Below are 14,763 nucleotides of genomic sequence, written 5' to 3' on the forward strand. Positions count from 1 at the left end.
CGGGTGACGGCGTTTCACAGGCGAACACCTATGAAACAGTCAGGCCGAGAGCCCACCAGTCCTCGCGATGACCGAACCGAGACCCAGCAAACCATGATCCTCAGGCTTGATAACGATGGCGCAGGGCTTGCTGGTGCCACCATGTGGTGCCAGCAACCCATTTGGCAATGGCGGTAGCATACGAGCTCAGCTTTGGATCGGGAGCGAGCATCCGTCCCAGTTGGAGAATCTCCCGAGCTTGACTACGGCACAGAACTGGCAACGTAGAAGCGTATTCATTGAGATTTTCAGAGCTGGAGGTGACTTCAGGAAGAAAGAAATTGTTGACAGTAACCTCTTTACGGAGAGAGCACAGTACATTGATGTCCCCCATGACATCACAGGCCAATGCGCGAAGTTTACGCACCTCAGGTATCCGGCGTTCATCATCGGTGAGTAGCAAGCCGGGGAGGTGCTCAACAAACTCAACGTTGAGCACGAAGAGAGCGAAGTGTCGCCGGAATGTGTGATATGCCGATGGGTCAGGCAATGATCCGGCACTCCTGGCAGCTGCTTCCCAAGCGGCAGCGAAGAAGTAGTCACGCAGAGCGTGGCGTATCCGTGCAGCGATACAGCTGTTGACCAAGCTATCCAGCTCGTCGAGCAGTTCGTTCAGCACAGAAGCGAGCGGTGTGCCAGGAAGTTCGGGAGGCATGGTATCTTGCGAAATTCGCCAGATTTCGCCGACAGTGCCGAGGTAGCCTGCGAGGTCATGGACGGCGGCGGTCTCGGCATAGTTGTCATCGATGATCATGTACCAGAGGGTGAATTTACTCCACCACAGCACCGTGGAAAACTCGGCAGTCGGCAACGATGCGCCGACGCCACGAGCGAATTCATATGTGCGCAACTTCTCTTTACTCACCAGCGGAATGCCCGACAGGTCCAGGGCGTCGAACCAGGCCAGAGTTTCTTGCTCTAGGCGATCGCTTTCTGGATAGATTTGAAGGTGCAGGAGATCGGCTAGCTCGGTCATCACCCTGTGGACATCGACTCTGTTCATTTCCAATCCCTGATTCGGTCTCACGGAGAGGTCAACGTTCTGACTTCGTGTCCAGCGGCGAGCAGTGCGGCTGAGACGATCGCGTTGGGCGTGTACAGGTCCTTGTCATGCCACAGAGGTGGATGACCACTGGCTGGGGTTGTACAAGCGAGGTGGGGCCGAGCTCGGTTGAGAGCGTTTTGGCAACGGGCGTCCCCAGAGGCTGGTAACCGGGCGAGAAGCAGGACGGCGTAAGCAGTTTCTTCTGCGGTGCCGCCCCAGATGCCCCACGAGCCGTCATCGTGCTGCGTCTCCATTAACCACTGGACCGTCCTGGTGGATGAGGCTGCATCCGGGACACCGAAGCGGTGCAGCGCGAGAGCTGCGGAGAACGTTGCATAGTAGGGCGAGGCGTGCCACCGGTCGTCCCATGCACCGGAGTCGAGTTGCCGGTCGCGGAGCCAGCCGGAGACCTTACGGATCAATCGGGCATAGCGCCTCTTCTCCGCGGGGCATGCGAGGACATACAGGCCCAGGGCTTCGAGCACATGGGCGTTGGTGGTGACTGACTGGCCTTGTTCGCCCGGCCATGTGCAGAAGTGCGTGTCGAGCTCGTAGCGCAGCAGTGCCGTGGGGGCGAGGGGCTCATCGAGCAGAGTGAGAGTGGCCAGGACCATGCTGGTGGTGTCCGCGTCCGGGGGTAGTCCGAGTGCGGTCGCGGCCCCTTCCGGCCCCAGAGATTCACGGAGACCGCGCCGCAGATGCGGGGGCACTGGCAGCGATATCCCGGAGTGGAGCAGCCAGTTCAGTACCCACGCGCGTTCGAAGACGGCGGCGGGCCAGACGCAGGGCAAGGGCCCGCCGTGCTGTTGCATCGCCCGTCGAAGGTACCGGCGCACTACGCGTGACCCGGGCTGTGCAGAGCCACCAGCGGCAAGCCACGCCGCTGAGGCCGCGGGCGAGGCTCCGATGCCCCCTGCTTCCGTCGGCTGCACGCGGTCCGGCCAGCGGCATTCGCCGAAGGTTTCTGCGGCGTGCAGCAACTTGGGCTCGATGCGGGCGGTGCCGGACAGCAGGGCGCGCGTCGCGGTCAGCCTGCCGCTGCGACAAGCTAACGCGAGGAGTTGGTCGGGCAGACGCAAGGGCGCTCCCTCTAGGGGGGCGTTGCCGTTCAGGTGCTGCTCGATACGCGGGACCAGCATGGCGACGATGAGATCGGCTGCAGGCAAGTCAGGCAACTGTGCCTCAGCCAGATCAGCGAGGCTCCGCACGCCTGAGCGCGCGGCGGAGGTGATCCGAGCGTCGTGGGGATTGCGTAGCCGGACTGCTAGCAGGGCCTCGATCGCACTGAGTGTGGGAATCAGGGCGTACCCGGCGTGATGCGGCCCCCAATGTCCTTCCGGCTTCTGAGTGGCGAGCAGGAAGGTGACTCGCTCGGAGTGCCGGGCTAGTTCCGGCAGTAGCGAGACAACGCGTCCGGTCTCGTAAACCGAGGGAGTAAGCCGGCTCTGTTCGGTCAAGCTGCCCAGCAGGGTCTGGGCCCGTTCCTCGAGGGTGCTGGGCGGAACGGAACATGCTGGCGTCCGTTCAGGCGTCCTCGGAGAACCCCGCCCGCCATCACCCACAGCGTCCGATACAGCACTCATGGCCACCATCGTGACCCGTCCCACCCCTCACCCGCCAGAGCCACCCCCCGGCCATTGTCGTATCGACGGCTTACCGCATTGCATGGTGAATGATCCGGCCGCTTCTCACCCCTCGGTGTCGCCCGGCTCCCGCAAGGGTCGCAGGGCGCCATCGCCGTGGGAGCGGATGATGGCGTAGCGGCCGTGGAAGTTGATGTGCTCATGGACGAGCGGGGACAGGCGTGAGCGGATCTCGGAGGAGATCGTGACTCCGCCCGCCTCCAGTTTCTTGACCGCCGCGTCCATGTAGAGGGTGTTCCACCACACGGCGGCGTTGAGGGCCAGGCCGAGGGCGCCGAGCTGGTCTTCCATGCCGTCGCGGTAGCCGTGACGAAGCTCGCCGAGGCGGCCGAAGAAGATCCGCCGTCCCAGGGAGTGGCGGCCTTCGCCGATGTTGAGCTGGACGCCGATCATGCGCCGGTATGCCTCGGAGTCGATGAACTGGAGCAGGTGGAGGGTCTTGAAGACCCTGCCGTAGTGGGCGAACGCCTCGCCCAAGCCGGTCGCGGTCGCCGCTGGCCATCATCCGCAGCAGGTCGTACGCCCGCACCTTGCCGGTCTGCAGCGAACCGGCGACGCGGAGCATGTCCTCCCAGCGTTGGCGGAGCCGCTCGATCTGCACCCGGTGCCGGGAGACCGGCTCCAGCGGCCCGTAGTCGGCGCCCATGTCGAAGCGCCACAGGCGGGCGTCGGAGATGTCCGCGATCCGCGGGGAGAACTGGTAGCCGCAGATCGCGAACAGCCCGAAGACCAGGTCGCTGTAAGAGCCGGTATCGGTGATGACGATCTCGGGCCGCTCGCGGACGTCAAGGTTGAAGATCGCGTCCAGGATGGGATACGGGTATGTGGGTTCGGATCTCTGTGTCCGTGGTCCCGGGGAGTGCGGGGGAGGGGGAAAGGCGTGTTCCACGGCGGTTTCGGTGTCCGCGATGGGGCAGGGTGCGGGTAAGGAACGAGTCCATGTGCTCCTTATTCGTCGTGTTGAACGCCGCCGGTGTGGTTCTGCGCCGGGGTTAATGTGCCGGGCTGTGGTCGGCGCCCTGCCTTGAGGTGTGCCTTGCCTTGAGGTGTGTGCTGTGGTGGGGGTGTGAGGATAGGGGGCGTGGATGATCCTTTCGCGTTGAGTGTTCTGGGCTGCTCGGCTGTCGTCGGGGCGTGTGTGCGGGGCGGGGTGTGGGACTGCCGGTGCTGGGGGAGTCGGGCAGGCGGGGCGGCCGGTGTGGGGTGTGGTGGGTGGTTGGGGGAGGTGTCAGTCGGTGCGGGGGGTGTGGGTGAGGGTGTGCGCGCGGTGGAGGAGGGTTTGGGCGTGGGGGTTGGTGGTGTGGGGTGTGAGGGCGTGGTGGAGGTGGGTGAGGGCTTGGTCGGTGGGGTGGGAGTGGAGGTGGGGGTAGTCGTCGAGGAAGTGGTGCCAGTGGGTGCAGGCTGCTTCGAGGTGGCCGGTGTGGAGAAGGGTTTCGGCGAGGCGGGCGTGGGTGAGGGCGCGGGCCCGGTGATGGTGGGGCGGCCGGGTGGTGAGGGAGTCCTCGAAGGCCTGGAGGGCGTCGGTGTGGTGGCCGAGGGCGAGGAGGGTCTGAGCGCGTTGGTAGTCGAGTCCGGCGCGGGGGTAGGAGGTGAATGGGCCGGGCGGGCTGGTGGCCTGGTCGTGGAGGGTTTCGGCGAGGGTGAGAGCGCGTAGGGCCTGACGGGGCTGGTGGGTTCGGGCGGCGGTGAGGGCGTGCTGGGTCAGGAGGAAGGCGCGGGTAGCCGGGTCGGTGGTGGGGCCGGCGGTGTCGAGCGCGGTTTCGGCTAGTTGGAGGGCGCGTTGGGGGTGGCCCATGTGCAGGGCCTGGAGGCTCAGGGCGCGCAGGGTGATGGCGTACAGGCGGCGGTCGTCGGCCTGGCGGGCCAGGCGCAGGGCGGTGAGGTAGTACTGCTGGGCCAGGCCGGGGCGGCCGGTGTCGCCCGTGATGCGGGCGAGGAGGTGGGTGAGCTGGGCGACGGCGGTGAGCAGGTCCCGGTGCACCTCTTCGGTTGCGGGGGCGCATAGCAGGCCGGTGGCGTGATCGGCGAGGTGGGCGGCCAGCGCAGGCCGCACCGGCGCTCCGCCGTGACGGCCGGCTAGCCGAGCGAAGGCCCGGGCCGTCTCCTGCTCGGCCTGCACGTCGGCCGCGGTGGCCCGCCGCCCGACCCGTGCCGGTGGCGGACCCGCACCGTCATCCGGCCGCGGAATGCGCTCTGGTGCCCAGGTGGGCAGGGGGAGGAAGCGGTACGGGGCACGGGCGAGGTGCGCCCGGCGTGCGGGGTCGGTGTCCTCTCGGCACAGGGCGGCCAGGCGGTGCACGGCACCCACCTCCTTGGACACGGGGATGTCCGGCAGTGGCACGGGGCCGGCCGGGGCCCGGGAAAGGCCGGTGTCCCGGGCGGTGACCAGACGGCCGGCGCGGCGGCTGAAGGCCGCAGCGACCAGATCGGGCACCGGGGCCCGGGGCCGGGAACCGGCGAGCCAATGTGCCACTGAGGTCCGGTCATAGCGTAGTACCAGACCCTGGAGAGCGCCCAGGGCATTGACCGCACGGGCCAACTCCGCCGCGCTCCAACGCGATTCGGCAAGAAGCCCGGCAAGGGCTGTATTGGGATGCTGACGAGCCATGGCCGCTTCATTCACTGCAAGAGGAAGAAGGGAAGAGAGGGAAGAGTCGGAATCAGAGCCTCGTTACCATGCGGTCACCGGCAAGCCTGGTGTCGACCGGAACTTCCGGCTCGCTGCCGGGGTACGGCCGACTTGCGATGAGGCTTCGAGGGCTCGGTGAGGTGGGAATCTCATACCGCGGCGGCGGATATCTGGCCAGGGTCTTGGACCACTCCGCTACCTGTCACCGGTCGCAGGCGAATGCACCGACTCACCCGGAGGCACGAGCGATCTGCTTGTACACGTACCTTTGGCGAGTGCGGCCGTCAATGCCCTGAGCTCTTCTGTTTTCTGTGCCTGATGCAGTACAGCGGTCTATCCCCGGCTTCGCTACGTGAGTACCGACTACTGTGCGGTGCACTTCACGAGTGCGCGAGCGTTCAACGCGTGCACGCATTGCCGGTGCCGGGTGGGTTGTGCCGGGCCGGTGAAAGCGTGTGAATGGTTGCACGTTCATTCGGTTTTCGTGGCTGACGCGGACCGGTCCTCGATGACCTCGCCTGCTTCGACCCTGCCGTGGACGGCCTCCCTTCGTGGCCACTGAGCGACGACGGCTCCTGCCCCCTGGTGTATCCCATCCCTCCGATACCTGTGCAAGGACGGCTGATCATGAATGACCCTGTGGTGTACATGGCTCCGGCCGTGCCCTCGGCTGCTGCTCTGGCCCGGGGTGAGGTCATGGTGGCCACCGAACTGCGCACCCCCGAGGACGATTCCACTCTGTGTCCGGCGGCGCCATTGCTGGCGGGAACCCTTGCCCGTGCCGGACACACCGTGCACATGGGCACGGTCCGCCTGCTGCCTGCGGGCACGCCCAGCATCTTCCACCTCGCTCTCGCGCCCGCGGCGCTCGCCGGCACAGGTGCCCGGGACGAAGATGCTCTTCGCCGCTGTTCAGAGGTGACGTTGGCCGCCGGCGCGAATGCGGTGCCTTCCCTGCATGCGGTGAACGGGGCACGGGCGGTGGTGGGTGCGTGGGCGCGTGTGATGCGGCCGCGCCGGGTGGTCCTCGCGTCGCCGCGGTCGTTGTGCGCGGGGGTGGAGCGGGCGATCGGGGTGGTGGAGGCACTGCTGGAGCGTCATGCCTCCACGGGCCGACGGGTGTTCGTGCGCAAGCAGATCGTCCACAACGCCCACGTCGTCCGTGACCTGGAGGCGCGCGGAGCGGTGTTCGTCGGGGAACTGGACGAGGTACCCGACGGGGCGGTAGTGGTGTTCTCCGCACACGGTGTCTCCCCGCAGGTACGTGCGGAGGCCCGGCGCCGGGGCCTTAAAGTGGTGGACGCGACATGCCCCCTGGTGACGAAAGTCCATTCCGAGGCACGCCGGTTCGCCGCCCGAGGGGACACCGTGATCCTGGTCGGGCACGCGGGGCACGAGGAGGTCGAGGGAACGCTCGGAGAGGCACCCGGGGCGACGGTGTTGGTCGAGACCCCGCAGGACGTGGCCCGCCTGGATCTTCCGGAGTCGGTGCAGGTGTCCTATCTGACGCAGACCACCCTGGCCCTGGACGAGACCAGTGCGGTGATCACAGCTTTGGAGGAGCGGTTCCCCGGTCTGCAGGGGCCCAGGTCGGACGACATCTGCTACGCCACCACCAACCGCCAGCACGCCCTGCAGGCGGTCGCGGCGCAGGCGGATGTGGTGCTGGTCGTCGGGTCGGCCAACTCCTCGAACTCTGTGCGGCTGGTGGAACTGGCCGAGCGGAACGGCACCCGGGCCCACCTGATCGATGACGCGAGCGGGATCCGCCCGGAGTGGATCAGCGACGCCGCCACCATCGGGCTGACCGCCGGCGCATCGGCCCCCCAGCGCCTGGTCGACGAGGTGGTCGCAGCCCTCGGCGGACTCGGCCCGGTGACCCTGACCGAGCACACCACGACGGCCGAGACCGCGACCTTCGCTCTCCCGGCCGGGGTGAAGAACCGATGAAACAACCCCCCACGCCCAAGACCAGGACCGCCCCCGGGCCTTCCACCCGGCGCAAGAACCGTACAACAGCCCCGAACACAACGGCGACCACCGGCCCCGGCCCTCTGCAGGCCCGTTTTCCGCTCCTGTCCTCCCTCACCGGACCGAAAGACCTGCACGACCTCACACACGACGACCTGACGGCACTGGCCGCGGAGATCCGCGCGTTCCTGATCGGCACCGTGTGTGCCACCGGCGGGCATCTGGGTCCGAACCTCGGCATGGTGGAGCTGACGATCGCCTTGCACCGGGTCTTCAACTCCCCTCACGACACCGTACTGTTCGACATCGGTCACCAGGGCTACGTCCACAAACTCCTCACCGGGCGAGCCGAGACCTTCGACCGGCTGCGTCAGGCCGGCGGGCCCTCCGGCTACCTCTCCCGCGCGGAATCGCCGCACGACGTGATCGAGAACTCGCACGCCTCGACAGTCCTGTCCTACGCCGACGGCCTGGCCAAAGCCCGCCACCTCACCGGCGAAGGCAACCGGGCAGTGGTCGCCGTCATCGGCGACGGCGCCCTCACGGGCGGCATGTGCTGGGAAGCACTCAACAACCTCGGCGGCGCACCGCACCGGCCGGTCGTGATCGTCCTCAACGACAACACCCGCTCCTACGCCCCCACCATCGGCGCCCTCGCCGACCACCTCCAACACCTGCGCAGCGACGGGTCCGACAGCATCGACTGGCTCCTGCCCACCGACCGCACCCTGCGCGCGCAGGAGACCGACAGCGCGGACGGGGCCGTGTTCCCGGGGCCGCTGCCGGTGGCCCGCAATCTCTTCCACCTTCTCGGCTTCGCCTACCTCGGCCCCATCGACGGCCATCACCTGCCCTCCCTCGAAGAGGCCCTGGCCATGGCACGCGACCTGCGCCGCCCCGTGGTGGTACACACGGTGACGGTCAAGGGCCGCGGCTACGCTCCCGCCGAGGACGACGAGGCGGACTGCATGCACGCCGTCGGCACCCTCAACCCCGCAACCGGTGCCCCCCTCAAGGCCATCGGCCTGCCCAGCTGGACCAGCGTCTTCGCCGGGGAACTCTGCGCACTGGGGGAGCGACACGAGGACATCGTCGCGATCACGGCAGCGATGCCCGGGCCCACCGGTCTGGCCCGCTTCGGAGAACGGTTCCCGCACCGGTTCTTCGACGTCGGGATCGCCGAGCAGCACGCCGTCACCTCCGCCGCCGGCCTGGCCCTCGGCGGCCTCCACCCCGTCGTCGCCGTCTACGCCACGTTCCTGGGCCGGGCCTTCGACCAAGTCCTGATGGACGTGGCCCTGCACCGCCTGCCGGTGACGTTCGTGCTGGACCGGGCCGGGATCACCGGCCCGGACGGACCCTCCCACCACGGCATGTGGGACCTGACCCTGCTCGGTGCGGTACCGGGAATGCGGGTGGGGGTGCCACGGGACGCGGACCGGCTGCGCAGTCTCCTCGCCGAAGCCGTCACCTGCACCACCGGGCCGACCGCCCTGCGCTTTCCCAAGGCCTCCGTCACCGACGACCTCCCCGCCCTGGAACGCCACGGGCCCGTCGACGTCCTCCACCAGGGGTCGAAGCGAGACGTGCTGTTGGTGTCGGTGGGTCCGCTGGCGTGGCCGGCGGTGGAGGCGGCCGTCTACCTCGAGGGACAGGGAATCGGGGTGACGGTGCTGGACCCGCGCTGGGTCCTGCCCGTCCCGCCAGAGCTCACCCAACTCGCCGCCCGGTACCGGCTGGTGGTCACGGCAGAGGACAACACCCGCGCCGGGGGAGTGGGCACGGCTGTCGCCCGCGCGCTGGCCGACACCGGCCTCCGGATACCGGTACGGGTCCTGGGCCTGCCGGGACGATTCCTCTCCCACGGCACCCGCGCCGACCTCCTCGCCGCCTCCGGGCTCACCCCGCAGGGCATCGCCTACTCGATCCTGCGTGCCCGCGCCGACCGGCCCGCCGACGGAGGAGAACGGACATGACCACCCGGCACGCCTTCCTCTGCACGTCCGGCAGCCCCTCGGCTGTCAACCACGCCCAGTCTGCTGCGCCGGAATCACCCGGCCGTACCACGGGGGCAGTACCGGGCCCTGCACCGGCCGAGGCAGGTGATCAGGGCACAGTCGTGCGGTCGGTGGTAGTCCTGGGATCGACGGGCTCGGTCGGCTCCCAGGCCATCGACGTCATCGCCGCCCACCGAGACCGGTTCCGGGCTGTGGCCTTGGCGGCGGGCGGAGCGAACCCTGGTCTGCTGGCCCGCCAGGCGCTGCGAACGGGTGCCCGGATGGTGGCCGTCACCGACCCGTCCGCGGCCAGGGGCTTCACGGAGGCTTTCACCGCCCTGGCGTGGGCCGAGGGCCGGCCCCGTCTCCCGGTTCCGACGGTGGTGCCGGGGCCGGAGGGCCTGGCCGTGGCAGCCGGGTGGTCGTGCGACGTCGTGCTGAATGCGCTGCCCGGAGCGGCGGGTCTGCCGGCCACGCTCACCGCGCTGAAAGCCGGGAGCCGGGTGGCCTTGGCGAACAAGGAATCCCTCGTGGCCGGCGGCGAGCTGATCCGCAGGACCGCCGGGCCGGGGCAGATCGTGCCGGTGGACTCCGAGCACAGCGCGATCATGCAGTGCCTGCCCGGCTGGGCCTACGCCTGCCCCGTACCCGGTATCCGGCGTCTCGTCCTGACCTGCAGCGGCGGCCCCTTCCATACCCACACCCGAGCAAAACTGGCCACGGTCACCCCGGCCCAGGCCCTCGCTCATCCCACATGGCGAACGGGCCCGCTCGTCACCATCAATTCCGCCACCCTCGTCAACAAAGGACTGGAACTAATCGAGGCCCAGGCGTTGTTCGGCTTCGGCTACGACCGCATCATCACCGTGATCCACCCGCAGTCCATGGTGCACTCCATGGCCGAGTACGCCGACGGCTCCACCCTCGCCCAGGCAGCCCCGCCGGACATGCGCCTGCCCATCGCCACCGCCCTCGCCTGGCCACACCGCCCCCCACCGGCAGTTATCGCACCGTGCGACTGGACAACATCCCATACCTGGACCTTTGGACCTGTGGACGAGGACCGGTTCCCCGCCCTCGCTCTGGCCCGCCGCGCAGGCCAACTGGGCGGCACCGCACCGGCTGTATTCAATGCGGCCAATGAGGAAGCCGTTACTGCCTTTCTCGCCGGTGCCATCCCCTTCACCGCCATCACCGATGCCATCGAGCAGGCGCTCAACCACCACACCCCCGTACTCGACCGGGACCTCACCCTCGACGCCGTCCAAGCCGCCGATACCTGGGCGCGACGGCACACTCACAGGCGCCTCGACACTCGCTTCACCCCAATCCTGCGCCCAGACCCGAGCCTCGCCCACCCAGCGAGGGGAGCCTGAGATGCCTCCCATCGACCTCGGCCTTCCCACCCCGCCCCCCACCACTCCGGTGCGCCGCCGCAGTCGACAAATCCATGTCGGCGATGTCCCCGTCGGCGGCGGCGCACCGGTCTCCGTCCAGACCATGACCACCACCCCCACCACCGACATCGACGCCACCCTCCAGCAGATCGCCGAAATCACCGCCGCAGGCTGCGACATCGTCCGCGTCGCCGTCCCCTCCGCCGATGACGCGGCTGCCCTCCCCGCCATCGTCGCGAAGTCCAAACTGCCGGTCATCGCGGACATCCACTTCCAGCCCCGCTACGTCTTCGCCGCCATCGACGCCGGCTGCGCCGCCGTCCGCGTCAACCCCGGCAACATCAAGAAATTCGACGACAGGATTGCCGAGATCGCCGCAGCAGCGTTCGCAGCGGATGTGCCGATCCGGGTCGGCGTCAATGCTGGCTCCCTAGACCCCCGGCTCCTCGCGAAATATGGCCGGGCTACCCCCGAAGCCCTGGTTGAGTCGGCTCTTTGGGAGTGCTCCCTGTTCGAGGAGCACGGCTTCCGTGATCTGAAGATCGCGGTCAAGCACCACGACCCGCTCACCGTTATCACTGCCAACCGCCAGCTCGCCGAACGGTGCGACTACCCGCTCCATTTGGGGGTGACCGAAGCTGGCACTGTGCTGCAGGGGTCGGTCAAGTCGGCGGTCGCGTTCGGGATCCTGCTGGGTGAGGGGATCGGGGACACCATCCGTGTCTCCCTTTCCGCACCCCCGGTCGAGCAGGTCAAAGCCGGTATTCACATTCTGCAGTCCCTCGGTCTGCGGCCCCGCAGGCTGGAGATCGTCTCCTGCCCTGGCTGCGGCCGCCTCCAGGTCGACATCCACCACCTCGCCGCCAAGGTCGAAGCCGCCTTCGACGGCTTCCCCCACCCCCTGCGCATCGCCGTCATGGGATGTGTCGTCAACGGCCCCGGCGAATCCCGCGAAGCCGACCTCGGTGTCTCCTGCGGCAACGGCAAAGGCCAGATCTACCGCAAGGGCGAAGTCGTCCGCACCGTACCCGAAGCCAAAATCGTCGACACCCTCCTCGACGAGGCCCTGCGCCTGGTCGAGGAGACACCGTCCGCGCTGGGTGAAACACAGGACGGAGCGGGCCGGTGAGCACCCCGTCCACCCTCGCTGGCCCCGGGACTCTGGCCGCGGTGGCCGAGCAGACCGAGGGTATCCTGGCCGAGTTTCTCACCCGCAAGGCCGCCAGTGCCGCGGCCCACCGGATGCCGGACGAGGTCACCACCGTCCTGCGCGACTTCCTGGCAGCGGGCGGCAAACGACTGCGGCCCCTGCTGTGTGCGGCCGGCTGGCACGCCGCCAGCGGCCACGGCACCCCAGACTCCGTCCTGCGCGTAGCGGCCTCGCTGGAAATGTTCCACGCCTTCGCCCTGATCCACGACGACATCATGGATCATTCCGACACCCGCCGCGGCAAACCCACCATCCACCACGCCCTCGCCGCCCGCCACCGCGACAGGCGCACAGCCGCCGCGGCAGACCAGTTGGGGGCCTCTGCCGCGATCCTCATCGGCGACCTCGCCCTGACGTGGGCGGATGAACTCCTGCACACCGCGGGCCTCAGCCGCCGCCAGCTCACCGCCGTCCTGCCGCTGGTCGACGTCATGCGCACCGAGGTCATGTACGGCCAGTACCTCGACCTCACCAGTGCCGGCACGTCCTCCACCAACCTCCCCCTCGCGCTGGCCATCTGCCGCTACAAAACCGCCAAATACACCATCGAGCGGCCCCTGCACATCGGCGCCACCCTCGCCGGAGCCGACGAATCACTGCGCGCAGCCCTCAGTGACTTCGCCCTCCTCCTCGGCGAAGCCTTCCAGCTCCGTGACGACCTCCTCGGCGTCTACGGCAACCCTGCCCTCACCGGCAAGCCCGCCCTGGATGACCTGCGGGAGGGCAAACACACCGCCCTGACCGCCCTCGCCCTCCAGCGCGCCAACCCCACCCAGGCCGACCAGCTCCGCCGCTTCCTGGGCTGCCCCCAACTCACCGACGACCAGGCCAGCGTCGCCCGGAACATCATCACCGCCACCGGCGCCCGCGACACCGTCGAACGGATGATCACGGACCGCTGCGAACAGGCCGAACACGCCCTCACCCACGCCCCGATCCCGCCCGACACAGCCGCCGCCCTGAGCCACCTCGCACACGTCGCAACGAGGAGGACCACATGACCCCAACCACGCGGTCAGGCAGCCGTCGCGTCCTGCTCGCCGCCCCCCGCGGCTACTGCGCCGGCGTCGAACGCGCCATCCAGACCGTGGAGAAAGCCCTGGAACTGTATGGGGCACCGGTGTATGTGCGCCACGAGATCGTCCACAACACCTACGTCGTCAAGACCCTTCAGAAGAAGGGCGCGATCTTCGTCGAGGACACCTCGCAGGTGTCCGCCCACGGCGTCGCACCACACATCCATGAGGAAGCCGCACGCCGCAGGCTCGCGACCATCGACGCGACCGGCCCGCTGGTCACCAAGGTCCACAAGGAAGCCGTCCGCTACGTGAGTGAGGACTACGACATCCTCCTCATCGGCCACGAAGGCCACGAAGAAGTCATCGGCACCAGCGGTGAGGCGCCCGATCACATCACCCTCGTCGACCCCCGCGCAGCTGCCCCCAGCCGACCCCGGGGTGGGCGGGGACGACCGTGTCGACGGAGGCGCTGGTGCAGAGCGCGACGTCCACGGCTCCGGCCCGGGAGGTGCCGAATCGGACCTTGATCGATTCGGTGGGCTTGCTGCTCCGCCCGCCTCTTCACTCGCTGGATAGCCGTTCGTTCGCCCACTGCTGGGCTGCGGCGAGGTCGGCCGCGGTCCCGGCGGGGGCGAAGGCGAATCCGTCCCATTCCTCCAGGGCTCTGGGCCCGTCGGAGTGGAGGTGGCAGGCGCGGCCGTGGAGTGGGCGGTGGCGGCGGTAGATGTCCAGTGGCGGTCGGCGCCGTTTGTTGTACGCCGCGAGCGGGTCGTCGGTGTCGAGGCGGGGGATGGCGCGGGAGGGCTGGTTGGGCGGCCCGGGCCGGGAGTGCTTGCCCATGGAGGCGATGTTCTCAGGCTGCGGCGGTCGGCGGGCGGGAAGCCGCGAGATCGGCCGCGCGGGTGCGGACGTCCTCCACTGCGGCGGTGCGGTGCGGGCGGACGGCGGCCAGCAGGGTGTTCAGACGGGAGGAGGCTACGAGGGTGGAATCGACGCGGGCAGTATCGACGAGAGCCTGTTGGGCCGCGGCGGTGCCCTGCTCCGGCTCGCTCTCGTCGAACAGGGCGCCGGCCAAGTCGATATGGTCCATGACCTTGACCCGGTCGAAGCCCGGCCTCGGACTGGGAAGTCGGTACAGCGGTTACCGGTGAGAACGGTCATGGTCGGTAACTATCGGCATCGCGGGTGGTGTTGGTCTCCAGACGGCTTACCGGTAGTCCGCTGGCCCTGGCTGTGACGCTGGTGGCGCTTGACAGCTTGGAGCTCACCGCGCCCATCACCGCACGCCCGGCTGGCGGTGCGTGCGGCGGTGGGGCCGGTGATCAGCTCAGCCGAGATCGTCGTCGGCGCCGTTGAGGCCCTTGTTGCCCTGGTTGACGGTGCACTTGACCAGGCCGGCGACCGTGTCGACGGCCGCGTTGCCCTGCTGGACGGTGTCGTTGGCGGCGTTGCCGTTGGTATGGGCGCCGTGCCGCCGCGCCGGTTGGACCCGGCCATTGCGAAGGCGGTGGAGCGGCAGACCATGGCGATGCGCGAGCTCGCCGCGAAGGCGTTCTCCGAACCCGAGACCGCCCCAGAGGATGGGCCGGCCCCGATGGAAGCGACGCCTGGCCAGTGCCGTCGCCAGGCTGCGGCCACCGCGGCGTCGTCCCGCTCGGCGGCACGGTGGACCGGGATGGGCGGGGGCTGCGCAGCGGGGATTGCTGATATTCCCTGGCCTGTTGTCAGACCAGGCGCTTAACCTCACGGGGAGTGATCTTTCTGTGACGGGTGCGGCGGGTGGGATGCAGTCCCGCCCGCCGGCCCGGACCTC

11 protein-coding genes and 2 pseudogenes are annotated in these 14,763 nt (G+C 68.6%); 7 read left to right on the forward strand and 6 right to left on the reverse strand.

The annotated features are described in order from the left end of the window. Positions 1–100: 100 nt before the first annotated feature. The 4 genes and pseudogenes from AB8735_RS38430 to AB8735_RS38445 form a co-directional block, all read right to left on the reverse strand. Entirely contained in the window at positions 101–1,042 is a 942-nt protein-coding gene (locus AB8735_RS38430) for a terpene synthase family protein (RefSeq protein ID WP_372412386.1), read from the reverse strand. 20 nt (positions 1,043–1,062) lie between these two features. Then, the gene (locus tag AB8735_RS38435; RefSeq protein ID WP_372412388.1) at positions 1,063–2,541 is read right to left on the reverse strand and encodes a prenyltransferase/squalene oxidase repeat-containing protein; all 1,479 of its coding nucleotides are present in this window, start codon (positions 2,539–2,541) and stop codon (positions 1,063–1,065) included. 231 nt (positions 2,542–2,772) lie between these two features. After that, a pseudogene (locus AB8735_RS38440) lies at positions 2,773–3,616 on the reverse strand (Tn3 family transposase). Between the two features lie 339 nt (positions 3,617–3,955). Continuing rightward, positions 3,956–5,200 (reverse strand): hypothetical protein, encoded by a 1,245-nt coding sequence (locus AB8735_RS38445; protein WP_372412389.1) that lies wholly within the window; start codon positions 5,198–5,200, stop codon positions 3,956–3,958. 783 nt (positions 5,201–5,983) lie between these two features. Between AB8735_RS38445 and ispH the strand changes: the two genes are divergently transcribed. From ispH to AB8735_RS38475, 6 genes and pseudogenes are all read left to right on the forward strand, one after another. Further along, complete coding sequence (gene ispH / locus AB8735_RS38450) at positions 5,984–7,306, forward strand: 4-hydroxy-3-methylbut-2-enyl diphosphate reductase (protein ID WP_372412391.1); 1,323 nt, start codon at positions 5,984–5,986, stop codon at positions 7,304–7,306. Further along, complete coding sequence (gene dxs / locus AB8735_RS38455; protein ID WP_372412394.1) at positions 7,303–9,303, forward strand: 1-deoxy-D-xylulose-5-phosphate synthase; 2,001 nt, start codon at positions 7,303–7,305, stop codon at positions 9,301–9,303. Before ispH ends, dxs begins: the two co-directional genes overlap by 4 nt. A gap of 143 nt (positions 9,304–9,446) precedes the next feature. After that, entirely contained in the window at positions 9,447–10,700 is a 1,254-nt protein-coding gene (gene dxr / locus AB8735_RS38460) for a 1-deoxy-D-xylulose-5-phosphate reductoisomerase (RefSeq protein WP_372412396.1), read from the forward strand. Position 10,701: 1 nt separating this feature from the next. Beyond that, a complete protein-coding gene (ispG, locus tag AB8735_RS38465; protein ID WP_372412398.1) occupies positions 10,702–11,850 on the forward strand; it encodes a flavodoxin-dependent (E)-4-hydroxy-3-methylbut-2-enyl-diphosphate synthase in 1,149 nt (382 codons plus the stop codon). Further along, on the forward strand, positions 11,847–12,932 hold the full coding sequence (locus AB8735_RS38470; RefSeq protein ID WP_372412399.1) for a polyprenyl synthetase family protein: 1,086 nt from the start codon (positions 11,847–11,849) through the stop codon (positions 12,930–12,932). The genes ispG and AB8735_RS38470 overlap by 4 nt, the downstream gene beginning before the upstream one ends. Continuing rightward, positions 12,929–13,357 (forward strand): annotated as a pseudogene (locus AB8735_RS38475) (4-hydroxy-3-methylbut-2-enyl diphosphate reductase); the annotation flags it as partial. The gene AB8735_RS38470 and the pseudogene AB8735_RS38475, both read left to right, overlap by 4 nt. Before the next feature lie 154 nt (positions 13,358–13,511). Here AB8735_RS38475 and AB8735_RS38480 read toward each other — a convergent pair. After that, complete coding sequence (locus tag AB8735_RS38480) at positions 13,512–13,790, reverse strand: DUF6087 family protein (RefSeq protein WP_372412310.1); 279 nt, start codon at positions 13,788–13,790, stop codon at positions 13,512–13,514. Between the two features lie 13 nt (positions 13,791–13,803). After that, positions 13,804–14,040 carry a hypothetical protein gene (locus AB8735_RS38485; protein WP_372412308.1) on the reverse strand — a complete coding sequence of 79 codons (237 nt, stop codon included), beginning with the start codon at positions 14,038–14,040 and terminating at the stop codon, positions 13,804–13,806. A 228-nt stretch (positions 14,041–14,268) separates the two neighbouring features. Between AB8735_RS38485 and AB8735_RS38490 the strand changes: the two genes are divergently transcribed. Continuing rightward, a complete protein-coding gene (locus tag AB8735_RS38490; RefSeq protein WP_372412401.1) occupies positions 14,269–14,691 on the forward strand; it encodes a hypothetical protein in 423 nt (140 codons plus the stop codon). Positions 14,692–14,763 lie beyond the last annotated feature (72 nt).

The sequence above is a fragment of the Streptomyces luteireticuli genome, from assembly GCF_041519305.1.
Taxonomy (GTDB): domain Bacteria; phylum Actinomycetota; class Actinomycetes; order Streptomycetales; family Streptomycetaceae; genus Streptomyces; species Streptomyces luteireticuli.